This is a genomic window from Paenibacillus sp. FSL K6-2393, assembly GCF_038002545.1.
Lineage (GTDB): Bacteria > Bacillota > Bacilli > Paenibacillales > Paenibacillaceae > Paenibacillus.
In genome coordinates, this window is record NZ_JBBOCU010000002.1 from 149,293 (window position 1) to 173,933 (window position 24,641).

Here is a 24,641-nt window from a genome sequence, read left to right on the forward strand (position 1 = left end):
ATGACAGATACCCATACTACGGCTTAACTAGAAAGGAACGTGTGCCGCCGGACTGGCGGCACAGCCGTTTCCTTGTTGATAGGAGGAAACCGACTTGACCACCACATACTTGAAGAGGTATTGGCAATTATACGCTCTGATTTCGCTGCCCATTATCTACTTTTTAATCTTTCGTTATGGACCGATGTACGGTGTACAGATCGCCTTTAAGGACTTTAACCTGTTTCAGGGAATCAGCGGCAGTGAGTGGATCGGTTTTGATGCTTTTCGCGAAGTATTTGGAATGCGGGACTTCTACACGACATTGCGCAACACCTTTATGCTGAATTTTCTTGATCTGGTCGTTTCATTTCCAGCTCCTATTATTCTGGCGATCATGCTCTATGAAGTTCGATTCAAGTGGTTCAAAAAAATCTCACAAACGATATTGTACATTCCTCACTTTATCTCATGGGTAATCATCGGGGGAATTGTGTACCAATTGTTCGGTAATCAATCCGGTATGGTTAACGGTGTACTGGAAAGCATGGGCTTAAATTCAATACCATTTTTGACAGAAAAAAATCCATGGCTTGTGACGTATCTCTTCACAGGTGTCTGGCAAAGTGCAGGATGGGGAACCATTCTATATCTGGCCGCATTAACCGGCGTCAACAAGGAATTGTTTGAAGCAGCTGAGATTGATGGAGCATCGCGGCTGAAGAGAATCTGGCATATTACATTGCCAAGTATTAAACCAACCATTGTGACCCTGCTCATTCTTAATCTTGGACATATGGTCAGCATCGGTTTTGATCGGCCTTATATCATTGGTAATACGGCCGTGCGTGAATATTCCGATGTACTCAGTACCTTTGTATACAGAGTTGGTCTTGAATCAGGACAATACACGCTGGCAACTGTCGTCGGACTGTTCCAGGCAGTGGTGGGACTCATATTCGTGCTAGGATCTAACTATATTTCGAAGAAAGCAACCGGTGAAGGTATTTTGTAGGTTGTGGATGAACGGAAGAGACGCCAATCGGCTTGTTTGTATAGACCATCAGTAAAGGAGCTGTGCGCATATGAGTGAACGCACCTCAAACCGGATTTTTGATATCGTTAATATCTCCTTTATTACCTTGTTTGTTATATTCTGCCTGGCTCCATTTCTGCACACGATCGCGATTTCATTCAGTTCTAACCGTGCGATTACGTCAGGCGAAGTGACCATATTCCCGAAAGAATTCAATTGGGATGCGTATATTCAGGTGTTCTCTGATCAGTCGATGATCTACTCGCTGGGTTACACGACAGTTCTGACAATTGCTACTACTGTCCTGTGTATGATGTTCACACTGGCAGCTGCATACCCGTTAACCAAGAAAAAATTGAAAGGGCGCAAGCTCTTCATGTATGTCATCATCATTACGATGTTCTTCAGTGGGGGGATCATTCCCGAGTACTTGCTCATTCGTGACTTGAACTTGCTTAATTCCGTGTGGGCACTGATTCTACCAGGACTGGTCAGTCCGTTTAACCTGATTATCCTGATTTCTTTCTTCAGAGGCATTCCAGAAAGTCTGGAAGAGTCCGCTGAGATTGATGGCAGTTCCCATGTACACACGCTCTTCAAAATTATATTGCCACTATCCATGCCAGTACTGGCTACATTAGCTCTTTTCTATGCGGTTGGACGCTGGAATGGGTTCCAGGATTCCCTAATGTATATTAATGATCCGAAGCTGTACCCGCTTCAACTGAAGTTATTCCAAATGGTACAGAACAATATGGTCAGCGAGCTTACCCAGATGGAGGGTGCTAACCGTACGCCATTGACTCCCGAGAGTCTCAAGGCCGCGACCGTTATTTTTGCAACCGTTCCAATTCTGCTCGTTTATCCGTGGCTGCAAAAGTATTTTGTCAGCGGTGCGATGCTTGGCGCGGTAAAAGGTTGAGTTAAGGCTGATGTAAAAAGTTTAGCCAGAGGGAGGAGAAGGAAAACAGATGCAGCACATAGATAAGGGTATATATTCGTTCTCCACATGTTGGAATATCCGAAAACATGATGTCGGGGAAGATATGATTCGGGAGATTGCGGATCTCGGCTTTCGTCGGGTGGAGCTCAATTATAATGTGACGAAGGAGATGCTCACGACGATTGAGCCCATGATTGAGCGTGGAGAGATCGGAATTTCTAGTGTCCACAACACTTTTCCACATGACCCTGATCCGGACTACGGTACGGATTCCATCTTGCTCGGCTTCGAAGATGAAGTGAAACGTAAGCGGGCGATCGAATTGCTGGTAGAGTCGGCTGAATATGCCCAGCGTTATGGGGGAGAAGCTGTTGTTGTACACCCGGGAGAGGTACCTTTTCCTGAGGATATCAGCAAAGACCTTGGAAAGATCTATAACGAGGAAGGTCCGGATTCACCGAAGTATCGCAGCAAATGGGCTGAATTGATGGAGCGGCGGGAAGCCCTCAGTTCAGGGTATGTGGAGAAAATTATCGCCAGTCTGGATGAGGTATGCAATCGGGCGGCAGCTAAAGGTCTGGATGTTCGTTTTGGCATCGAGACGAGATCCCGACCACAACAGATTCCTACCCTTGCCGAAGCCAAGACCATCATCACGGCCCTCAAAGGGGCTCCGGTTGGTATCTGGTACGATACCGGTCATGCCATCATGATGGACCGAATGGGCCTTTATGACAGTGTGGGAGAAATGCAAGGCCTGATGGATGATATCGTTGGGGTCCATATCCATGAGACACTCGGTCTCTCTGATCACTGGTGCCCGTATGTACACAGTAAGGATATGAACTTCTATGATGCCTATCTGCCGATGATTCGCCGCGCACAGGTGAAGGTGTACGAGTTGAAGTCTGCCTGTAAGGCAGAAGAGATCCATGAGAGTCATGACTTGCTTATGAAGAAGCTTGGAGTGACAGAGTAGGCGCGGTGATGTGGAAACAGTTTGCATGTTCACAGCATGTGTTTCACGACTGTTTCCTCAGTGACGGAGACCCATAAATATGTAGTAAAACAAGCACAGATTTTCTAGCGACTTTTGTAGAAATATGATATATACTGACGAGAAAAATGAACTCACCTACGGGCGGTATGAGTAAGCTTCCGGTCTGAATTGAAGGCGCTGAAGCAACATACTCCGCACATCGGGAGAATGCATTGGTATGGAGGGGACTGCACATGTACAAACAACTGGTGGACAGTAATGACAGAGCGGTAGAAAGAGGCATATCCCGGCAGATGCTTGACCCGGAAAGCCGTTACTATGGAGGGACAATTGATCCCTTCACAGGTGTTGCCTGGGTCAACCATACGACTGGAACGCCCACGGATATGTGTTACTGGGGAGCTGCACTCTCCAATCCGGACTCTATCTATTACCGGGATGAATCGTTGTTAAATCGACTGCTGTTAGCTACGGAATTTGTACTCCGCTTCCAGCATGAAGACGGTTCAATATCGCCTGGCTGGACCAATTACCATTCCCCTCCGGATACTGCATTTGTCGTTGTAGGGTATTCACAGTTGTATCAGCTTCTTCAGCAGCAAGAATGGGAGCCGCTTCAACCCGTGTTGAACAATATGAGGATATTCTTGGAACGTACAATCCCAACCATGCTTACGGGAGGTTGTCATACGCCTAATCATCGCTGGGTGCTATGCGCGGCGCTTGGTTTCCTGCATGAAATATTTGATCTGGAGGAAGCTGTGCAGCGCGCAGAGCAGTGGATGGATGAAGGCATGGATATTACACCCGATGGGGAGTGGACAGAACGGAGCAACGGGATATACAGCGCAGTTAGCGACATCATGTTAATTCATGCTGCGCGCCTGCTCAATCGTCCTGAACTGCTGGAACCAGTGAGGCTTAATCTCCGCATGATGGTGTATCTGGTCCATCCAACGGGTGAAATTGTTACGGATTATTCAGGGCGACAGGATCTGGGCAGTGTTCATGATCTGTCACCTTACTATCTGCCTTATGCCATTTTGGCTCGGCTGGACGGTGATCCACTCTTTGCAGGTATGGCAGCCTGGGCTGGAGATACATTGACCGATCCGGGAGTATGTTCGGTGAATACGCTCATTCGATTAATGCTTGAGCCGGAGCTTCAGCAGACAAATGACGCACGTGATTCATTACCGGAACAGTATGAGGTCATGCTGAATGAACATTTTGTACGGGGTGAATATTTGAAGCAGATGGAATCGGTGGGGCATCACGGACGTATCTCGCACAGTCGGATGCATACGGACTTTGGTGCTCCGGTAGCCCGAATTCGGGATGGTGCTACAAGTGTGACTGTGATGACAGAAGTTCCTTCTTTCTTCGCTCTTCGTCATGGCAAGGTGCGCCTGCTGGCTGTGCAACTGGCCTCTTACTTTAATCCAGGGTATGTACCTATGCAGCAAATGACGAGGCTGTCCGAAGGGTATCGACTAACTGGTGAGCAGAAAAAAGGTTACTACGGCCCAATCCCTGCGAACCTGCTGCCAGAATCGGCTGCATCAGCCATCAGTCCATGGTACTTGTTGCCTCATCAGAGTCGTCAGCTTACTCATGAGCAGACCTTCCGTGTAGGAGCAGAATTACAGCCAACGGAAAATGGATGGAACATGCATCTATCTGGACAGGAACCGGAAGACATTATGATGCAGTTGTCCTTTGTATTCGGAAGCGAAGGTGAACTGACCTGTGAGGACGCAATTGAAACGAGTGAGGGTCATTATTTGTGGAAAGGCGGTACATTACGCTATACCTGCGGAGAAGACTGGCTAGAAATCACCGGGGGCGAGCTTGGGCATCTGGCGGCAACGGTACGTGAGGCAAAACTGCCGGACAAGTGTAAGGTTGTGCTGGTCAATTTCATGACGCCGTTTGATAAAACCATTCAAATTTCACTTTCTCCTTCGATGGGGTTAAAGCTTTAAATCTGTTGGATCTTTAAAGCCATAACATTAGAAGACCGAGCCTATGGAATCGGTCTTCTTTTTTTTACGAATGACGAATGACTGCAATTAACGTCCTAAAATGATATTCCCACTGTCGAGCTCAGTCCAGTAATGTATGAACTATTATCATTTCAGTTGCTTGAACGCAGTTTCGATTGGTTTAGTGAACAGAGGATTATCTTTGGTTTTGCTCCAGTAAACGCCAAGAACATTTCCTTTCTCATATAGAAAAGGGAATGTTGTGAATTGGGCGCCTTCCATGTGTCTATTGAATTCTTTTGTCCCGTTGATGCGATCCTTTTCAGAATTGAAAATATAAAAATGTATAAACTCAGGGCTATAGGGTTCTTCTTCCACGGGCACTTCAACAGAATACACCTCAGGTACAACATCATTTAATTTCAAAGGATACCCGGTTATACCAAAGGACACTAAATCCAGTTCTTGAGACTCGAGCGCTCTCAGTACATCATCTAATGTGAACTTATTTTCTATGTTTTCTATATCTTTTGAACATCCATTCAAAGCAAACAAGCAGATTAAGATGAATATAAGTGGTTTTATCTTCGAGATCATCAATATAACATCTCCTTAAAATAATAATGATGTGTCTTTATTTTTAATTACATACGCAAAAAAAGGCTGACGGACAGAGCTAATGTACGTTTGATTTTTAATGGAGATAAACCACTAAAAAGGACAATAAGGATAATAATACCATAGACTACACTCATCTCATCATAACTGGACCAAATCCAGTTAGACGACGCATAACCGACAAGAATGGATTAATGTAATACTGCAAATGGATCCTTGGCAAGCGAGTGCAGGAGTCTCTAGGAAAAGATGGGTTTCCTTTGAATAAACAACTGAATAAACAACGCTCCAAGGTGATAGGTTTCCGCAAAATGGAATATCACCTTCTTTTGCATTTTTTTCATAAACGACATGAAACTACATATTGAGAAGTGGGCCTTAAGATGTGGTATACTGAAGAGTATGAATGAAATGCAAAGAGGAGGTGCCTTGGAAGATGAAGGGCAAGCTAGTGCGGGCTGAGGGACACCTTGCCAATATTATACCGATTCACTTGGATGCTTCTTTCTTCTTTGAAAGAGCTGTCCGCTCGCTGGACCGAAATCATGTCGACAAGGCATTAAAATATTTTCGCAAAGCTGTTGAATACGAACCGGAAAATCCGGTGAATCATTGCAATATGGCGGGTATATTATCGGAGAAGGGCGATTACGAAGCGTCCAATGCCATTCTGGCTAACGTGCTGGAAGTGGTAGATCCGTCGATGACGGAATGTTATTTTTATATGGCGAACAATTATGCAAATATGGATCGGTTTGAGGAAGCCGAGCAAGCACTTGTTACCTATCTGGAGGAGGACACCCAAGGTCAGTTCATGACGGAAGCCGAAGAGATGATGGAGCTTCTGTACTATGAGCTGGATCGTCCGACCAAACTGAATCGAATCAAATCACGCAAAGGTGTAGTGGAGCACGATCAGGCACGGGAACTGCTGGAAGAAGGGAAATTTGCACAGGCTGCTGAATTGCTCGAAGGCATGTCTTCTGATTATCCTGATTACTTGGCTGCCCGTAACAATCTGGCACTCGCCTATTATTATATGGGTCTGTTTCCCAAAGCAAAAGAGACCATTGCCGAAGTGCTTGAACAGGAACCAGGTAATCTGCATGCACTCTGTAATCTGGCCATTTTCCATCAAAATGAGAACCGGGCTGATCAAGTGCTGCTTCTGATCAAAAAATTGCGGGTCATCGTGCCATTCCAGCACGAACAAGTCTACAAACTGGCGACAACGATGGGAATTCTGGGCCAACACGATACGGCTTATGTTCACTTCCGGCGTTTGCTCAAGGACGAAGAGACAGCTGCTGATCCGGCACTTGCTCACTATGCAGCCGTGGCGGCTTATAATACAGAACGGTATGATGCTGCTGAGCGTTTATGGCATCACGTGTCCAAGCTTGATCCGGGTTCCGAAGTATCCCGGTATTATCTGTCAGGTCTTGAGGCTGTAAGACAAGGCGAGCAAGATCCAGAGAAGCTGAGCTATCACTATCATCTGCCATTTGATGAGCAGTTCAGACAGTGGGAGAACTATGGTAGTGGCATACCTGAAGAAATGAAAAATGATCCACTGATTCGCTCATCCTTCTTCTGGGCATTGCGTCATGGTGATCGGGCAACCAAGCTACAGGTTATTCATGCGCTTGGGATGATCGGTGACTATGAGGTGCAGCAGGCTCTGCAATCCTTTATTGAAGAGCCTGGAGAAGAAAAGGATCTGCTTGAGGCAGCACAAGCTGTACTGAACGGGTTGAAATCGGCTGAACATGAGGATCGGAATTCTCAGGTGGTTCGACCCTTTTCTCCTGTAGCCTTGAAGTCTATTGGGAAGGTTCCATCCACATCAGAGCAATCGGACACTGGATCAACCTCCCATTGGCAGGCTGTTGTTGATCGTGCGTTACAGATGTCTGAAGCAAAGGCTGAGTTGCAGCAAGAGATGGAACGGCTCTGGACGGATTATGTATCCCGGGTACATCCGGAGGTTCCAGGTACGAAGCAGATTGAGGGTTGGGCTGCAGGACTTGAATATTTGGCAGCGAAGAATCACAGTCGGCCCGTTACCTATCAAAGCATTGCTGAGCGGTATGGGATATCGGCATCAACGGTTAGCAAGTATGCTAAACAGATTCATTCGGTTTGTAACAGCAAGCCACCACTTGTATAGAAAGTTCGCTTCAACTCGTTTTCAGAAAGACATCATCAGGTGAAGGATACAACAACCGGGAAAACGGGTAAACTTAACGAATGGGCCTCGTAAACGCCTGTAGGATATCATCTTGGCAAGTTCATCGCTAGTACAACACATTCTCACCTTAATTAAGGAGGCTGTATCTATATGTCTAAATACAGAACGATTGTGATCGGAACGGGACCTGCGGGTCTGACAGCAGCGATATATCTGGCTCGTGCTAATCTGAAACCACTGGTTATCGAAGGTCTTCAGCCGGGTGGTCAATTGACGACGACAACGGAAGTTGAGAATTTCCCCGGTTTCCCGCAAGGTATCATGGGTCCGGAACTGATGGACAACATGCGTAAGCAAGCGGAACGTTTTGGAGCGGAATTCAAAAACGGTTGGGTGGAAGAGGTTGATTTCAGCAAACCGCCCTTCAAGGTCAAAGTTGGAGGAATCGGTGAACTGGAAGCTGAATCGATCATTATCTCCACAGGTGCTTCCGCTCGTTATCTCGGTATTCCGGGTGAGCAGGAAAATGTGGGACGTGGTGTAAGTACATGCGCGACATGTGACGGCTTCTTCTTCCGAGGCAAAAAAATCGTGGTCGTGGGCGGTGGAGACTCTGCGATGGAGGAAGCGAGTTTCCTGACTCGTTTTGCAACAGACGTGACATTGGTTCACCGCCGGGATGAATTGCGTGCATCCAAGATTATGCAGGATCGGGCTCGCAGCAATGAAAAGGTGAAGTGGGCGCTGAACCGTACTCCACTCGAGGTCGTACCAGAAGCTTTGGGTGTCAAAGGACTGAAGGTGCGCAACAACGAGACGGGGCAGGAAGAGTTGCTTGAAGCAGATGGCGTATTCGTTGCCATTGGTCACACACCGAATACCGGATTCCTGGGTAATGCGATTGCACTGGACGAACATGGCTATGTTGTCGTTAAACCGGGAACAACGGAGACCAATATTCCGGGTGTATTCGCCTGTGGTGATGTTCAAGATACGAAGTATCGTCAAGCTATTACGGCTGCAGGATCAGGATGTATGGCCGCGATGGATTGTGAGAAGTTCCTTGAAGGAAGCATTGTCCATGATTGGAGCGAAACGTTGGATAAATAAGCATTACATGTGTGAGGTTAGGCATATGCTGGGAATAAGAGACAACGGGAAGTCTCATGAAATGAGAGAAGCCGGAAGGCTTCTCTTTTTTTGAAACTACAGTGGGCATGAGTTCGTATACATATAGGGCATATTAGCTGTGAGGTGAAGATTTTGGGGGAAATGATAAAAGATTGGTTACAGAATGCGACAGTGAGACGATTTTTGATCCTGCTCTTGTTCTGTTTAATTTTGTTCAGTATGGGGAGTATGCTGCACATGATTCTGCTGTTGTTCCTGGTGACGTATGTCATGAACAGGTTACAGCATTTCATTACAGGTGGTTTGAATCGGTTGTTTCCGATCAATTATAAAGTTGTAGTCATCCTGCTCTATATGATTGTAATCGCAGTCATTGTGCTTGGCATTTCCAGATATTCACCACGGATTGTGGATCAGGTCGTTCAGTTGACTAATGAGATTATGAAATTTCTGGATAGTGCAGATGGTGATAATTTTGCATCCAAAATTGCGGGTTATCTTCAATCCTTCGATATTAAAAATTACACCAATGATGCATTGAAATATATTTTCGCTTTGAGCAAGTGGCTGGAGTTTATTCTGCTCGTTATCATTCTGAGTCTGTTTTTCTTGTTGCAGAAGCAGGAGATATCGAAGTTCACGTCCAAGTTCAAAACAAGTAAAATTGGATGGTTCTACAATGAAGTGGCTTATCTGGGAGACAAATTCGTGTCTTCTTTCGGTAAAGTCATTGAGGCACAGCTTCTTATTGCGGTGTTTAATACGGTGCTGACGATCTTGGGCTTATGGATTCTGGGTTTCCCGTATCTGTTCGCTCTGACCATTCTGGTGTTCATGCTCAGTCTGGTTCCCGTTGCGGGGGTTATCATCTCACTTGTACCGCTCTGTCTGATTGGGTATCAGATGGGTGGACTGAAATTAAGCATTATTGTGATCATCATGATTATTGTTATTCATGCTTTGGAGACGTACTTCCTGAATCCAAAACTGATGGCACACAAGACCAAATTGCCAATGTTCTACACCTTTATCGTACTAATTCTGTCGCAACACTTTCTGGGGATCTGGGGACTGATCATTGGTATTCCGATCTTTGTTTTCCTGCTCGATATTCTGGATGTGAACAAGATGGAGAAGACAGAAGAGCCGGTACGTGTGGAATCGAAGTTATAACGTAGAAAATCGACCGAGTTTAATCCAGCTCAACCAAGTTAAACAACATCAGATTCTTTTGAAAAAGTAAGGGTGCCTTCCAACTATGGAAGGCGCTTTTTTGTTGGCAAAACCGCTATTAGATAGCTCTCTGCGTGAGAATGACAGGTGGTGGGGTGCATAAGACGAGTCACCTATATGAGGGGATGATGTTGATCTTTTATGAATGGAACGAGTGAAGATGCAATATCATGAGTTGAGGCTTCCTCTGTTATGGAGGAAGGAATGAAGCGTGCGTTTATAAATGAAGGTAATAAGATTGTATACGTATTCAAAATTGCTATGTGATGTGGTTCACAACCCTAACGGAGCATGGTGTATCCGAGTTCTTATCGTCTTGACCCAGGCGTATCCTTCAATTATAGTTGGTACGTAGGACTTAAACTATTTTAGATAGATAAAGGTGGCTTGCAGCATGTCTGAGAAAATCTACGTTGGGGTCGATCTCGGCGGAACAGCAATCAAGGTCGGTATATGCGATGAACAAGGTCAGCTAATGCATACGTATGAAGGACCGACTGAAGTGGATAAGGGCGTAGACACGGTCATCGCCAACATCGAGAAGTATGTCCGACATATCGTAGCCGAATCACCTTACAGTTGGGAACAACTTGAGGGTGTAGGTGCTGGAGTGGCCGGTTTCACGAATGTACGCGAGGGAATTATCGTTCATGCCCCTAACATCGGATTTCGGAATGTGGCCATTCGTTCGATTCTGGAAGAACGTCTGGGCAAGCCAATCAAAATAGATAACGATGCAAACGTGGCTGCACTGGGTGAAGTCTGGGCAGGTGCCGGCAAAGGCGTAGACAACTGTGTATGTTATACACTCGGTACGGGTGTTGGCGGGGGCTTGATCCTGAATGGCAACATCTATCAGGGTTTCTCCGGTATGGCGGGAGAACTGGGTCATATCAGTGTTGTACCTGATCTGGAGGCCATCAAGTGCGGTTGTGGTAAAATGGGATGTGTAGAGACAGTATCGTCTGCAACGGGTATTATCCGTATGGCGAAAGATGCGGTAGAACGCGGGGATCATACGTCACTGGCACTCGTCGACAAGATTGCAGCCAAAGAAGTATTTGATGCTGCCAAGGCAGGCGATGAAGTGGCACAGCGCATTGTAAACCGTGCGGCCTTCTACCTGGGCAAGTCCATGGCTACTGTAGCTGCTGTCATTAACCCGGAGATGTTCATCATTGGTGGTGGCGTATCCAAAGCGGGCAACTTCTTGTTCGATGAAATACGTACCGTATTTGCTAAGCTGACACCGGAACCGCTGCAAGAAGGGGTTCAGATTCTGGAAGCTACACTTGGTAATAATGCAGGTATTGTGGGTGCGGCAGGTCTTCTCTTGCGTTCCTAGTAACCTCGTAACAATATATGAAGACAGCAATATGATAAGGAGGGGACATTTATGCTTGAAGGTGAAGGCTCACCAGGCACAGGCGCCACGCTCATTATCATTACGGGCATGTCCGGGGCAGGTAAAACCATTGCAGTACAAAGCCTGGAGGATCTGGGTTTCTTCTGTGTGGATAATCTGCCACCGGTATTGATTCCGAAATTTGCGGAACTAATTGAACAGTCAAACGGCAAGATTGGTAAGGTTGCATTGGTTATCGATCTGCGCGGGCGTGAATTCTTTACGGCTCTGTCCGAGTCTTTGAACTATATTAAAGATCATTTTACCATTCATTGCGAAATTTTATTCCTGGATGCTACAGATTCTGTCCTTGTTCAGCGTTACAAAGAAAGCAGGCGCAGACATCCGCTGGCTCCTGAGGGCATGCCGCTGGACGGCATCCGACTGGAACGCAAGATGTTGGAGGAACTCAAAAACTCTGCGACTCAGGTACTGAATACAAGTACAATGAAGCCTGCTCAACTGAAAGAACGCATCATATCCCGCTTTTCTCATCTGGAAAGCCAAATGTTGTCGGTGAATATTACGTCGTTTGGATTCAAGTATGGCATTCCGATTGATGCTGATCTGGTGTTTGATGTACGTTTTTTACCGAATCCGCATTATATTGAGCATTTGCGACCGAATACGGGACAGAATAGTGATGTGTACGAATATGTTATGAAGTGGCCAGAGACACAGGCGTTTCTGACCAAGCTGCTGGATATGCTGCATTTCCTGATTCCGCAATACCGGAAGGAAGGCAAAAGCCAGGTTATTATTGGAATCGGCTGTACCGGAGGCAAGCATCGTTCGGTAGCAATATCGGAATATTTGGGCAAGATGTTGGGAAGCAGCGAGACAGAAGCTGTCACCGTGAGCCATCGCGACGCTGACCGGGACCGTCATTGAAGAGGGTGAAGGGATGAAAGAGGCCGGACCACGAAGAGAACGTCCGAGAATAGTTGTAATGGGCGGCGGAACCGGATTATCCGTGATGTTACGCGGTTTGAAAGAGAAGCCGCTGGATATCACGGCCATCGTCACAGTTGCAGATGACGGTGGAAGTTCAGGCATCCTGCGCAATGAGCTACAAATGCCGCCTCCGGGTGACATTCGCAACGTGCTTACGGCACTGGCTGATGTAGAACCATTGCTTTCAGATATGTTGAAGTACCGTTTCAATACAGGCGCGGGGCTTGCAGGCCACAGCTTGGGGAATTTGATTTTGGCTGCAATGACGGATATTTCGGGCGACTTTGTGACCGCAGTGCGGGAGCTTAGCCGCGTGTTTGCCGTTCGAGGTGAGGTATTACCAGCCGCAGGCCAGGCCGTTGTGTTGCATGCCGAGATGGAAGATGGGACAATTATTACAGGTGAGTCCAAAATCCCTGAGGCGGGTGGACGCATCAAACGTGTTTTCCTTGAACCGGATCACGTGGAGCCGTTGCCAGAGGCAGTAGAGGCCATTCGTCAAGCTGACGCCATTCTGATCGGGCCAGGCAGCCTCTATACAAGCATCCTTCCCAATCTGCTCGTACCTAAGCTTGCAGAAGCTGTGGTAGAGGCTGATGCGGTGAAGATGTTTATCTGTAATGTTATGACACAGCCGGGAGAAACGGATAACTATACGGTAAGTGACCACCTTAAGGCGGTACACGAGCATATAGGTCATCAGCTCTTCGACTATGTTATCGTAAATAATGGTGATATTCCGCTGCAAGTGCAGAATAAGTATGCGGAAAAAGGAGCAAAACCGGTTGTCCTGGATATGAATGTACTGGAAAGTGCCGGCTATCAGGTGGTTGCAGATACCCTTGTTCTGTTCAAAACCTATCTGCGTCATGATGCCGACAAGTTAAGTCATCACATCTACCAACTGGTACAAAATTGGATGTTACGGAAGAGGTGAAGTCCCATGTCGTTTGCAGCACAGACCAAAAAAGAGTTAACCATGATCGAGAGCGAACCGTGCTGCGAAAAGGCGGAACTTTCAGCCCTCATCCGTATGCTTGGTGCAGTGCAGTTATCGAATAAAAAAGTGATCTTGGATATTTCGACGGAGAATGCCGCCATTGCAAGACGGGCATACTCTCTGCTTAAAAAGCATTTTCAAGTGCATACGGAACTACTGGTCCGCAAAAAAATGCGGCTGAAAAAGAACAATGTATATATTGTTCGAATTCCAACCATGGTACAAGAGATTCTCAACAGTCTTCATATTGTATCGGAAGGTTTTCTGTTTACGCCAGGAATTAATACGGAGTTATTTCAGCAGAACTGTTGTAAACGTGCCTATCTTCGCGGTGCATTTCTGGCCGGTGGATCGGTTAATAATCCGGAAGGTTCCTCGTACCATCTGGAGATTGCGTCCATGTATGAAGAGCACTGTCAGGCACTGGTTGACCTGGCCAATGAATTTCATCTGAATGCCCGGTGCATAGAACGGAAAAAAGGATTCATCCTATACATTAAGGAAGGCGAGAAAATCATTGAGCTGCTCAGCATCATTGGTGCTCATCAGGCCTTGTTCAAGTTTGAAGATGTACGAATTATGCGTGATATGCGTAACTCAGTTAACCGGATTGTCAATTGTGAGACCGCCAACCTGAATAAAACGATTGGAGCGGCGGTAAGACAAATCGATAATATTCGGTTGTTACAAAAGGAAGTTGGTCTGGAATCGTTGCCTGAGAAACTTCGCGAGGTGGCGGAGGTTCGACTCGCTCATCCAGATATCAATTTGAAAGAAGTAGGCGAACTCCTTAAAGGTACAGTTAGCAAGTCAGGAGTGAACCATCGGCTTCGTAAAATTGATGAGCTGGCTGAGAAAGTACGCACAGAACGTTATGGTTAAGACGGAGTAGGGTAAAGTAACAAGGTCGGCTGTTTCTGCTGAACAGAAAGGCCGGGAAAGTCAACCGTTAAGGACCTAGGGAACTTACTTAGGTCATTGGATGCGCTGTGCAAAAGATGAAATTAGGGCAAGATAATGTCCTCTAAAGCACCCTGAGTTTTTTCTTCTAGTGTCCTGCACGGGTTAATGGTATAATGTTGTATAAATATAATTGTGTATTTAATGTCCAGATTTCATAATAGGGGGTAAGTTTCCATGACAAAGCACCCGGTAGTTGTCCGTTTGAAAACGGGTCTCCATGCCAGACCTGCGGCACTGTTCGTTCAAGAAGCGAATAAGTACTCGTCTGAAGTGTTCGTCGAGAAGGACGACAAAAAAGTTAATGCAAAAAGTATCATGGGGATCATGAGCCTTGCAATTAGCACAGGTACGGAAATCCAGATTAGTGCAGAAGGCGCGGATGCCGAACAGGCTGTAAACGCTTTAGTTAGTCTGGTAAGCAAGGAAGAGCTCGAAAACCAATAAGATATGATCAATCCAATGAAGAAGTCCCGAAAGGGGCTTTTTTGCGTTATTGACGTATTTGCTATCGTCAAGTGCAACATTATGGAATTTGTCCCGTCTGTTAAGGTATCAAATCGATTAAAGTATGAGATGTTAACACATAAGGAGGCTATCGTGATGGGTAAACAATGGATGAAACCGTTTGGTGCGGTGCTGGTGGCAAGTACGTTGCTTGTTGGAGGAACGGCATGGGTTGCACCAGGTAACTATGCTTACGCTGCAGAGGTTCAGGGAGTACAACAGAACGTGATTAATGTTGTGGGTAAAGGTGAGATTCAGGTGAAACCTGATATCGCTTATCTATCCATTGGTGTGAACAGTACTGCAGAGACAGCTGCATCTGCTCAAAAAGCGAATGCTGCGAAAGTTCAAAAGGTATCCAACTTGCTGAAGAATACGTGGAAGATCAGTGCAGACGACATTCAAACGAGTCAGTTCTCTGTACAACCCAACTATACGTATAGCGAAAAAGACGGACAACAAATTAAAGGATACACAGCGCATCATACGCTGACTGTCACATATCGTGAGATGGATAAGATCGGCGAGTTGCTCGATGCTGCTTCGGGGGCAGGTGCCAACAACATTGAAAACGTGCGCTTTACTGTAGAAAATCCGGAAAGTTATGAGTCCCAAGTGATTGAGAAAGCTGTTGCCAATGCAGATGTGAAAGCTGGCGCCATTGCAAAAGCAGTTAAACGTCAACTCGGTGCTGTTCTTTCCGTGAGCCAAGGTGATGCCAATGTGCCTGTATTCTATGCAAGTGAGGCGTTGATGTCCAAAGCACAAGATACAGCAGGTGGCACTGAGATTGAAACAGGCCAGGTTAAAGTAAGCACAATCCTGAATATCACGTATGAAATGAAATAAACAAGAGTGAACTAGGATTGTAAACTCAAGTAACCTTTTCATGAGTCATTTGAAGGGGTACAACGAAATAATGACAAAGACTTTGTCCTGTGGACAGAGTCTTTTTTTGTTGGAAAAGCAAACTTTGATGAAGTTGGAGAAGAGGGTACCTTTTGAAGCTACATGAAATGCTGGTTATTGGTATCTTTTTTGTATAGTTGTTCGTGACAAAAAGGTCATATCCCCTTATATTTTCGGTCTGATATTCATCAACATTGTAACTCGAGCTGTAAACCTTTCCGAAATCGGGTTAATTATAATAGAGAGGTGAGCGTATGAGATATGCGATCAGATCAGGATTACATACGCAATGATCCCTAATTGTGAATTCAGAGAGGAGTTTTATATATGACATCATGGAAAAAATGGACAAGTGCATTGCTTGCAGCAGGAATTATTGTAGGTAGCGGTTCGGTATGGCAGGATAGTTCGGTTCAGGCAGCATCGGTATCCTCGAAAGTGACAACCCCGGCTGAGGTAACTCTGAAATCGGGTGGAAAAACACTGACTCAAAAAGGACTTCTTCAAGGTGGCTCAACTTGGGTTTCTCTTACGGCAGTTAAAGATGTGGCAGGTGGAACCCTGAAATATGATGCAAAAACCAAGTCATATACGGTAACAGCAGCCAACAATGCGATGACCGTTAGCCTGATGGATGGACAGCCAAACGTTTATATTAACGGATATTACCCTCAGGTGGAAGCGAAATTGATTCAGGGTCGATTGTATATTCCATTCTCGGCAATGAGAGATTATCTGGGTGTACAGGGGAATTGGGATGGCAAAACCAAAACGTTGACACTTAGCAAGGTGAAACAAAATAACGTGAAAATTAAAGCGGCAACAGTTAATGTCACTGTGAAAAACGCTGAAGTAGATGTTCAATATCCACAGGTGAGTGGACTTGCCAGCAAAGAAGCTGAAGCGGCGATCAACAAAGTGCTCAAAGACGAAGTGGATGCTTATGTAGCTGACTTCAAGAAACAGACATCTGAATTCGGCGGTGCAACAGCCAACCGTCCATATGCATTTGAGAGCTCTTATGTAGTGACGTACAATGAAAAAGGCGTGTTGGGACTTATTACACAACGATACGAAGATTATGCTGGCGCTCATGGTATGACATACCGTACGGGCCACACCTTTGCACTGGACACAGGCAAGGAGCTCACGTTAGATGATGTGCTGCAAAATAATAAAACCATGCGCGAAACGTTGGGTAAAAAAGTGGGCGAGCAACTGAAAGCCCGCGGTGGATACCTTGATGGGTATAAAGGGTTCAATAAAGATCAGGATTTCTATGTGACACCAACGGGTGTGGTTGTGTTCTTCCAGCTGTATGAGTATACGGCGTACGCAGAGGGATTCCCTGAAATGCCATTTACGTATAAAGAGATTCTCCCTAAAGGCACAGAACCATTTAGCAATGTAACGGGAACCAAATAAAGAATCATTATTGTGCACTGATCAGTTATCTTTCTTATAAAATGAAAAAAAGAAGCCCACATCATGATTATGATGTGGGCTTCTTCTCGTATAGACAACACAATGAGGTGTTGCTGATTACGTTAGGTGTTATTATGTCAACGCGTAGACCGTGGTCTACGTCACACTTAGATACCTTGGGAACCTACGTTTTCAATAACTTTATCAATGATACCGTAATCGGCAGCTTCAGCAGCGCTCATGAAGTAGTCACGATCTGTATCTTTCTCAATCCGCTCAAGCGGTTGACCTGAACGCTCAGAGATGATGCGGTTCAAGGTATCACGCATTTTCAGGATGCGGCGAGCACGAATTTCGATGTCTGAAGCTTGACCTTGAGCACCACCAAGTGGTTGGTGAATCATGATCTCACTGTTAGGCAACGCAAAACGTTTACCTTTTGCACCGGCATTCAGCAAGAATGCGCCCATGGAAGCCGCCATACCTACACAGATGGTAGATACATCCGGTTTGATGAATTGCATTGTATCGTAAATGGCCATACCGGCTGTAATCGATCCGCCTGGGCTGTTAATGTATAAGTGAATGTCTTTCTCCGGATCTTCCGCAGCCAGGAACAACATCTGTGCCATAATGGCATTAGCCACTACGTCATTAACATCGCTACCAAGGAAAATAATACGATCCTTCAGCAATCTGGAGTAGATGTCGTAGGCGCGCTCACCCCGGTTGCTCTGTTCAACGACCATTGGAATAAAACTCACGTGAAAAACCTCCTTGGAATGTAAATGTTATTGGTGTTTATAATTAAACTGTTACCGTATTACCCACATAATAAACAATTCCAAACAAAAAGTCAAAGAAAGTCAAACTAACTTACAAAAAAAAGAAACCTTTCCGGTTTCATTGGTTAAATGGGTTATGAGCTGTTAAATAAAAATGGCGCGCCCGCCAAGAATCGAACTTGGATCTCAGGCTTCGGAGGCCTACGTCATATCCATTGGACCACGGGCGCACATTATGTGACAGCAATATTGATTATAGCTCATGAAATATTTAATTGCAAGCAGTTCGTTGTGGTATTGGTTTGGATTAACCCAAAAATGATCATGATGAAGAAGAGTGGATAAAGAGTGCATTTAAGTAAATGCTATTAGAGGTTTTGGACATGCCGTATGAAATGTGTTTCTGAGCGATATGTAGATGGAATTCTTTCGTTTCTTCTATATATGGTATGTATGAGCTAGTCCTTGATCATGGAAGTCTAGGATTGTGAAAATAGGCGCGTACAAACGCTGAATACGTGTCGAAATAACACGTTGAAACACTTGCATGTCACGTCAGTTTTAGGTAGAATAGACGTGGGACTTAAAAAGTTAACCCGGGACGTTTTAGGGCCACGAAAGAGAGCTTAGAACGAGAACTTGCGGGAGTGGAAAGCATGCGAACGATTTTAGAAGTACAAAAGCAGCTTCTGCCTGATCTCATGGATATCTTAAAAAAGAGGTATACGATTCTGCAACAGATCATGTTATCGGATGTGATCGGACGGAGAACGTTAGCTAATTCCATGCAGATGACCGAGCGGGTTCTGAGGGCTGAGACCGATCTGTTAAAGGCTCAGGGACTTATTGAAATTGACAGTGCAGGGATGAAGATCAGCGAGGCAGGGTATGATTTGCTGCAGCAGTTAGAGCCCGTAGCCAAAGAGTTGTTCGGATTATCCGAGCTGGAAGAGCGCATCAAGCAAGCCTACGGTCTGCAAAAGGTAGTTGTGGTTCCTGGTGATTCGGACGTTTCTCCATTTGCCAAAAGGGAACTGGGCAGAGCCGGAGCGAAGGCTCTCGGCAATATCATGAGTGACAACGACGTTGTCGCCGTTACTGGCGGATCAACAACGGCCGAAGTCGCAGAGCAACTGACTCCGCCAACATCGCTCAAAGGTGTCTGGTTCGTACCGGCACGCGGTGGACTTGGAGAAAGCCTTGAAATTCAGGCAAATACGATTGCATCCACAATGGCAAAACGGGTAGGAGCGCAATACAAACTCCTGCATGTACCGGATTTGCTAAGTGATCATGCCTATGAATCATTAATCCAGGACCCCAGTGTTCAGGAGATTCTGCAGCTGATTCGGCAATCGCGCATTGTTATTCATGGAATTGGTGATGCCGTGGAGATGGCGACAAGACGTAAACTTGCGACGGAGATTATAGATGAACTTCAGGAGCAAGGAGCCGTATCTGAATCTTTCGGTTATTACTTTAACGATCAGGGTAAGGTGGTACATACCATGCTTACACTGGGTATGCGACTTCAGGATATTGAACGAACCGATGTTGTGATTGGAATTGCAGGTGGCAAAAGCAAAGCTGCTGCTATACATTCCGTGTTGCGATTTGGTCAGGAAGATATTCTGATTATTGATGAGGCTGCTGCCGAAGTCATCGTTGCTGAAATGGAATAAGGGTTTACTTTGCAACACAACAATTGTTGTCTTGACGGACTTCACCGTCTGTCTTGAATATATAAGTTTCATAAAAAATTAATCAAAACTTGGGAGGAACTTACTCATGATTAAAGTAGGTATTAACGGTTTTGGACGTATTGGACGCTTGGCATTCCGCCGTATTCAAAATGTAGAGGGCATCGAGGTAGTAGCAATCAACGACTTGACTGACGCTAAAATGCTCGCTCATTTGCTCAAATATGATACAACTCAAGGTCGCTTCGATGGCGATGTTGAAGTACACGATGGCTTCTTCAAAGTGAACGGCAAAGAAGTTAAAGTATTGGCTAACCGTAACCCGGAAGAACTTCCTTGGGGCGACCTGGGCGTAGATATCGTTCTGGAATGTACTGGTTTCTTCACAACTAAAGAAGCAGCTGAGAAACACTTGAAAGGTGGAGCTAAGAAAGTTGTTATCTCCGCACCAGCTACTGGCGACATGAAAACCATCGTTTACAACGTAAACCATGAAATCCTCGACGGTACTGAAACTGTAATCTCCGGCGCATCTTGCACAACAAACTGCCTGGCACCTATGGCAAAAACACTGCAAGACAAATTCGGAATCGTTCAAGGTTTGATGACTACAATTCATGCTTACACTGGCGACCAAAACACGTTGGATGCTCCACACCCTAAAGGTGACTTCCGTCGTGCTCGCGCAGCAGCTGAAAACATCATCCCTAACACAACTGGTGCTGCTAAAGCAATCGGTCTGGTAATTCCAGAACTGCAAGGTAAATTGGATGGTGCAGCTCAACGTGTACCAGTAGCTACTGGTTCCCTGACTGAACTCGTAACAGTTCTGGGTAAAAAAGTTACTGCTGAAGAAGTTAACGCAGTAATGAAAGAAGCTTCCGATCCACAAACTTTCGGATACACTGAAGACGAAATCGTATCTTCCGACATCCAAGGTATCACTTTCGGTTCCCTGTTTGATGCAACTCAAACTAAAGTTCTGACTGTTGGCGACCAACAATTGGTTAAAACTGTAGCTTGGTATGACAATGAAATGTCCTACACTGCACAATTGGTTCGCACTTTGGAGCACTTTGCAAAAATGATTAAGTAATATCTGCAATAACATAGAGCGGAAACAGATGCTATATTGTTTCCGCTCTTTATATATCAATATTTTGCAAATTTCTCAAAAACACCAGGATTGACAAGGGATTTCAGCCCTTGATGGGTCCACCAAATACATGGGTGCGGAGGAAATACAGATGAACAAAAAAAGTGTACGCGATATCGAATTGACAGGAAAACGGGCTTTTGTCCGTGTAGATTTCAATGTGCCGCTCGAAGATGGTAAAATTACAGATGACAAACGTATTCGTGCAACGCTTCCTACAATCAACTTCTTGATTGAAAAAGGCGCTAAAGTCATTTTGGCAAGCCACATGGGTCGTCCTAACGGCGAAGTGGTTGAATCCTTGCGTTTGACTCCAGCAGCTGAGCGTTTGTCAGAATTGCTTGGTAAAACAGTTGTTAAAGCTGACGATTCTGTTGGTGACGCTGTTAAAGCTCAAATCGCTGAACTGAACAACGGCGACGTATTGTTGCTTGAAAACGTTCGTTTCCACGCAGGCGAAGAGAAAAACGATGCAGAACTCGCAAAACAATTTGCTGAACTGGCTGACGTTTTCGTTAACGATGCGTTTGGCGCGGCACACAGAGCACACGCTTCGACTGAAGGAATCGCTCACTTGCTTCCAGCAGTGTCCGGTTTGTTGATGGAGAAAGAACTTGAAGTGTTGGGTAAAGCAATTTCCAACCCTGAGCGTCCTTTCACAGCCATCATTGGTGGATCCAAAGTTAAGGACAAAATCGATGTAATCGACAACCTGCTGAACATTGCAGACAACGTGATCATCGGTGGCGGTCTGACTTACACGTTCTTGAAAGCACAAGGACATGAAATTGGACAATCCTTGTTGGATGATTCCAAACTTGATGTTGCTCTCGGTTTCATCGAAAAAGCGAAAAAACTGGGCAAAAACTTCTACCTGCCGGTAGATATCGTAGTGTCTGACGATTTCAGTGCGAAAGCAAACACACAAATCGTTGACATCGACGGCATCCCAGCAGATTGGGAAGGCATCGACATCGGTCCTAAAACACGTGAGATCTATGCTGACGTTATCAAAAACTCCAAATTGGTTGTGTGGAACGGACCAATGGGCGTATTTGAAATCGAGCCATTCTCCCACGGTACTCGTGCAGTAGCGGAAGCTTGCGCTGAGACAGAAGCTTACACTGTAATTGGTGGCGGTGACTCCGCAGCAGCAGCTGAGAAGTTCAAATTGGCTGACAAGATGAACCACATCTCTACAGGTGGCGGTGCATCGCTCGAGTTCATGGAAGGTAAAGTACTTCCAGGCGTAGTGGCATTGAACGACAAGTAAGTTTTAGTAGTCTATAGCATGAAGGAGTTGAAACCCATGAGAACACCGATTATCGCAGGTAACTGGAAAATGTTCAAAACGGTTTCCGAATCCAATGACTTCATTCAGGAAGTTAAAGGAAAAGCGGAAGTTGAAGGCGTGGAGACTGTAATCTGCGCACCGTTTACAAATCTGCCATCCCTGGTAGAAGCCGTTAAAGGCACAAACATCAAAATTGGTGCACAAAATCTTCATTTTGAAGATAACGGTGCATTCACAGGCGAAATCAGCGGTGTAATGCTGAAAGACCTGGGTGTGGATTATGTCATTATTGGTCACTCGGAGCGCCGTCAATATTTTGCGGAAACCGATGAGACTGTCAATAAAAAGTTGCATGCAGCATTCCGTCACGGATTGACTCCAATCTTTTGCCTTGGTGAGACGCTTGAAGAGCGTGAAGCGAACCAAACAAAAGACGTATGCAAAGTGCAAACAGTAGCTGCTTTTGCAGGTCTGTCTGCAGAGCAAGCGGCACAAGTTGTTATCGCTTATGAGCCAATCTGGGCGATTGGTACAGGCAAATCCTCGACTTCCCAAGATGCGAATGAAGTTATTGCTTACATCCGTACGCTGGTGAAGGATCTGTACAACGAGACGGTTGCGAATGCAGTTCGTATTCAATACGGCGGCAGTGTTAAACCGGAAAACGTAACAGAATACCTCGGACAAAGCGACATCGACGGCGCACTTGTTGGCGGTGCCAGCTTGCAGCCGGCTTCGTTCATCGCGCTTGTTGAGGGGGCGAAGTAAGATGACAGCTCCAAAACCTGTAGCACTGATCATCATGGATGGCTTTGGTCTGCGTAACACGGTGGAAGGCAATGCGGTAGCGCAAGCCAAGAAACCGAACTACGACCGTTTCATGAGCCAATTCCCACATACAACGCTCACTGCTTGCGGTGAAGCTGTAGGTTTGCCAGAAGGGCAAATGGGAAATTCCGAGGTGGGTCACCTGAACATTGGTGCCGGCCGGATCGTATACCAGGATTTGACCCGTATCTCCAAATCCATTCGTGACGGCGAGTTCTATGACAATGAAACACTTGTCAAAGCTGTTCGCGAAGCGAAACAAAGCGGCAAAAAGCTTCATCTCTACGGTTTGTTGTCCGATGGCGGCGTACATAGTCACATCGACCACCTGTTTGCTATGCTGGATCTGGCCAAAAAAGAAGGAATGAATGATGTATATATTCATGCCTTCATGGATGGCCGTGATGTTATGCCAGACAGTGGTAAAGACTTCATGCAGAAACTGATCGCTAAGATTGAAGAAGTCGGTGTAGGTAAAATCGCAACGGTTCAAGGTCGCTATTACGCGATGGACCGTGACAAACGTTGGGAACGGGTTGAGAAATCATACCGCGCCATCGTTTATGGAGATGGACCAAAATACACTGACCCACTCAAAGCGGTTGAAGAATCGTATGAGAAGTCCGTATTTGATGAATTCGTTGAACCAACGGTTATCGTCAAAGCGGATGGTGAGCCGGTAGGTTTGGTAGAGAGCGGCGATTCCGTTATCTTCCTCAACTTCCGTCCTGACCGTGCGATCCAGTTGTCGCAAGTATTCACCAACCAGGATTTCCGCGGTTTCGATCGTGGTCCGAAGTTCCCTGTAGGCTTGCACTTTGTATGCTTGACTTTGTTCAGTGAGACTGTTGAAGGTTATGTGGCTTATTCGCCGAAGAACCTCGACAACACGCTGGGTGAAGTTCTGGTACAAAACAATAAAAAACAACTGCGTATTGCAGAAACTGAGAAATACCCGCACGTTACCTTCTTCTTCAGCGGCGGTCGTGATGTGGAGCTTCCGGGCGAAACTCGCGTACTGATCAACTCACCAAAAGTTGCAACGTATGATCTGCAACCAGAGATGAGCGCGTATGAAGTGGCTGACGCATGTGTTCGCGAGATCGAAGCAGACAAACATGACGCCATCATTCTGAACTTTGCTAACCCTGACATGGTTGGACACTCCGGTATGCTGGAGCCTACCATCAAAGCGGTTGAGGTAACAGATGAGTGCATGGGCCGTGTTGTGGATGCAGTACTTGCCAAAGGCGGCGTTGTACTGATTACTGCGGATCATGGTAACGCGGATATGGTGTTCGATGAGCAAGGACGTCCGTTCACAGCTCATACAACGAATCCAGTTCCATTCATCGTTACGGATGCCAATGTAACCCTGCGTGAAGGCGGAATCCTGGCAGATATCGCGCCAACGATCCTTGACCTGATGCAATTGCCTAAACCGGAAGAAATGACAGGTACATCCGTCATCGCTACCCGTAAATAAGTTACGCAACAACATATATGAAATTGGGAAGTTTGGAGTTTACCCCCGAACGAAGGAAGCAGAAATTGTCCGAAGAAGCAAAGCGTTCGCCTTTATCACATGATTCCAACTTATGA

At 45.8% G+C, this 24,641-nt stretch carries 21 protein-coding genes and 1 tRNA gene; 19 read left to right on the plus strand and 3 right to left on the minus strand.

Translation table 11 applies throughout. The features are described from left to right. Positions 1 to 94: 94 nt before the first annotated feature. From MHI14_RS27830 to MHI14_RS27845, 4 genes are all read left to right on the plus strand, one after another. Complete coding sequence (locus tag MHI14_RS27830) at positions 95 to 994, plus strand: ABC transporter permease (RefSeq protein WP_036616191.1); 900 nt, start codon at positions 95 to 97, stop codon at positions 992 to 994. A gap of 70 nt (positions 995 to 1,064) precedes the next feature. Beyond that, positions 1,065 to 1,937: a carbohydrate ABC transporter permease gene (locus MHI14_RS27835; protein WP_091038632.1), complete on the plus strand. Its 873-nt coding sequence runs from the start codon at positions 1,065 to 1,067 to the stop codon at positions 1,935 to 1,937. 49 nt (positions 1,938 to 1,986) lie between these two features. Next, on the plus strand, positions 1,987 to 2,937 hold the full coding sequence (locus MHI14_RS27840; RefSeq protein WP_133387295.1) for a sugar phosphate isomerase/epimerase family protein: 951 nt from the start codon (positions 1,987 to 1,989) through the stop codon (positions 2,935 to 2,937). Between the two features lie 254 nt (positions 2,938 to 3,191). Then, complete coding sequence (locus MHI14_RS27845) at positions 3,192 to 4,943, plus strand: hypothetical protein (protein WP_133387294.1); 1,752 nt, start codon at positions 3,192 to 3,194, stop codon at positions 4,941 to 4,943. A 147-nt stretch (positions 4,944 to 5,090) separates the two neighbouring features. On the opposite strand, the gene MHI14_RS27850 is transcribed toward MHI14_RS27845, so the two are convergent. Further along, positions 5,091 to 5,540 (minus strand): hypothetical protein, encoded by a 450-nt coding sequence (locus tag MHI14_RS27850; protein ID WP_091038637.1) that lies wholly within the window; start codon positions 5,538 to 5,540, stop codon positions 5,091 to 5,093. Between the two features lie 457 nt (positions 5,541 to 5,997). Here MHI14_RS27850 and MHI14_RS27855 point away from each other — a divergent pair, with 457 nt between their 5' ends. The 10 genes from MHI14_RS27855 (at position 5,998) to MHI14_RS27900 (ending at position 17,276) form a co-directional block, all read left to right on the plus strand. Continuing rightward, positions 5,998 to 7,731: a tetratricopeptide repeat protein gene (locus MHI14_RS27855; protein ID WP_091038638.1), complete on the plus strand. Its 1,734-nt coding sequence runs from the start codon at positions 5,998 to 6,000 to the stop codon at positions 7,729 to 7,731. Positions 7,732 to 7,902: 171 nt separating this feature from the next. Further along, the gene (gene trxB, locus MHI14_RS27860) at positions 7,903 to 8,862 is read left to right on the plus strand and encodes a thioredoxin-disulfide reductase (protein WP_036674745.1); all 960 of its coding nucleotides are present in this window, start codon (positions 7,903 to 7,905) and stop codon (positions 8,860 to 8,862) included. A gap of 162 nt (positions 8,863 to 9,024) precedes the next feature. Further along, positions 9,025 to 10,056, plus strand: a complete 1,032-nt coding sequence (locus MHI14_RS27865) for an AI-2E family transporter (RefSeq protein WP_091038752.1) — start codon at positions 9,025 to 9,027, stop codon at positions 10,054 to 10,056. Positions 10,057 to 10,510: 454 nt separating this feature from the next. Beyond that, on the plus strand, positions 10,511 to 11,461 hold the full coding sequence (locus tag MHI14_RS27870) for an ROK family glucokinase (protein WP_062837749.1): 951 nt from the start codon (positions 10,511 to 10,513) through the stop codon (positions 11,459 to 11,461). 51 nt (positions 11,462 to 11,512) lie between these two features. Beyond that, the gene (gene rapZ, locus MHI14_RS27875; RefSeq protein WP_047841457.1) at positions 11,513 to 12,412 is read left to right on the plus strand and encodes an RNase adapter RapZ; all 900 of its coding nucleotides are present in this window, start codon (positions 11,513 to 11,515) and stop codon (positions 12,410 to 12,412) included. 13 nt (positions 12,413 to 12,425) lie between these two features. Then, the gene (locus MHI14_RS27880) at positions 12,426 to 13,412 is read left to right on the plus strand and encodes a gluconeogenesis factor YvcK family protein (protein ID WP_017691250.1); all 987 of its coding nucleotides are present in this window, start codon (positions 12,426 to 12,428) and stop codon (positions 13,410 to 13,412) included. A gap of 6 nt (positions 13,413 to 13,418) precedes the next feature. Next, a complete protein-coding gene (gene whiA / locus MHI14_RS27885) occupies positions 13,419 to 14,357 on the plus strand; it encodes a DNA-binding protein WhiA (protein ID WP_091038642.1) in 939 nt (312 codons plus the stop codon). Positions 14,358 to 14,612: 255 nt separating this feature from the next. Further along, complete coding sequence (locus MHI14_RS27890) at positions 14,613 to 14,882, plus strand: HPr family phosphocarrier protein (protein WP_017691248.1); 270 nt, start codon at positions 14,613 to 14,615, stop codon at positions 14,880 to 14,882. Between the two features lie 156 nt (positions 14,883 to 15,038). Beyond that, positions 15,039 to 15,791, plus strand: coding sequence for an SIMPL domain-containing protein (locus MHI14_RS27895; RefSeq protein WP_074092967.1), 753 nt, complete (start codon positions 15,039 to 15,041; stop codon positions 15,789 to 15,791). Positions 15,792 to 16,178: 387 nt separating this feature from the next. Continuing rightward, the gene (locus MHI14_RS27900; RefSeq protein ID WP_341131796.1) at positions 16,179 to 17,276 is read left to right on the plus strand and encodes a stalk domain-containing protein; all 1,098 of its coding nucleotides are present in this window, start codon (positions 16,179 to 16,181) and stop codon (positions 17,274 to 17,276) included. A 167-nt stretch (positions 17,277 to 17,443) separates the two neighbouring features. Here MHI14_RS27900 and clpP read toward each other — a convergent pair whose 3' ends face one another. Together clpP and MHI14_RS27910 are read right to left on the minus strand one after the other, a co-directional pair. After that, the gene (gene clpP, locus MHI14_RS27905; protein WP_017691245.1) at positions 17,444 to 18,040 is read right to left on the minus strand and encodes an ATP-dependent Clp endopeptidase proteolytic subunit ClpP; all 597 of its coding nucleotides are present in this window, start codon (positions 18,038 to 18,040) and stop codon (positions 17,444 to 17,446) included. Positions 18,041 to 18,216: 176 nt separating this feature from the next. Beyond that, positions 18,217 to 18,291: transfer RNA gene (locus tag MHI14_RS27910), tRNA-Arg, on the minus strand. Positions 18,292 to 18,717: 426 nt separating this feature from the next. Here MHI14_RS27910 and MHI14_RS27915 point away from each other — a divergent pair. The 5 genes from MHI14_RS27915 (at position 18,718) to gpmI (ending at position 24,525) form a co-directional block, all read left to right on the plus strand. Continuing rightward, positions 18,718 to 19,743, plus strand: a complete 1,026-nt coding sequence (locus MHI14_RS27915) for a sugar-binding transcriptional regulator (protein ID WP_091038648.1) — start codon at positions 18,718 to 18,720, stop codon at positions 19,741 to 19,743. A 106-nt stretch (positions 19,744 to 19,849) separates the two neighbouring features. Then, positions 19,850 to 20,857 (plus strand): type I glyceraldehyde-3-phosphate dehydrogenase, encoded by a 1,008-nt coding sequence (gene gap / locus MHI14_RS27920; protein ID WP_056695277.1) that lies wholly within the window; start codon positions 19,850 to 19,852, stop codon positions 20,855 to 20,857. A 151-nt stretch (positions 20,858 to 21,008) separates the two neighbouring features. Beyond that, positions 21,009 to 22,190: a phosphoglycerate kinase gene (locus tag MHI14_RS27925; protein WP_062837743.1), complete on the plus strand. Its 1,182-nt coding sequence runs from the start codon at positions 21,009 to 21,011 to the stop codon at positions 22,188 to 22,190. A 36-nt stretch (positions 22,191 to 22,226) separates the two neighbouring features. Beyond that, positions 22,227 to 22,979, plus strand: a complete 753-nt coding sequence (gene tpiA / locus MHI14_RS27930) for a triose-phosphate isomerase (RefSeq protein WP_036616221.1) — start codon at positions 22,227 to 22,229, stop codon at positions 22,977 to 22,979. Between the two features lies 1 nt (position 22,980). Continuing rightward, on the plus strand, positions 22,981 to 24,525 hold the full coding sequence (gene gpmI / locus MHI14_RS27935; RefSeq protein WP_076333468.1) for a 2,3-bisphosphoglycerate-independent phosphoglycerate mutase: 1,545 nt from the start codon (positions 22,981 to 22,983) through the stop codon (positions 24,523 to 24,525). The last annotated feature ends 116 nt before the right edge of the window (positions 24,526 to 24,641 follow it).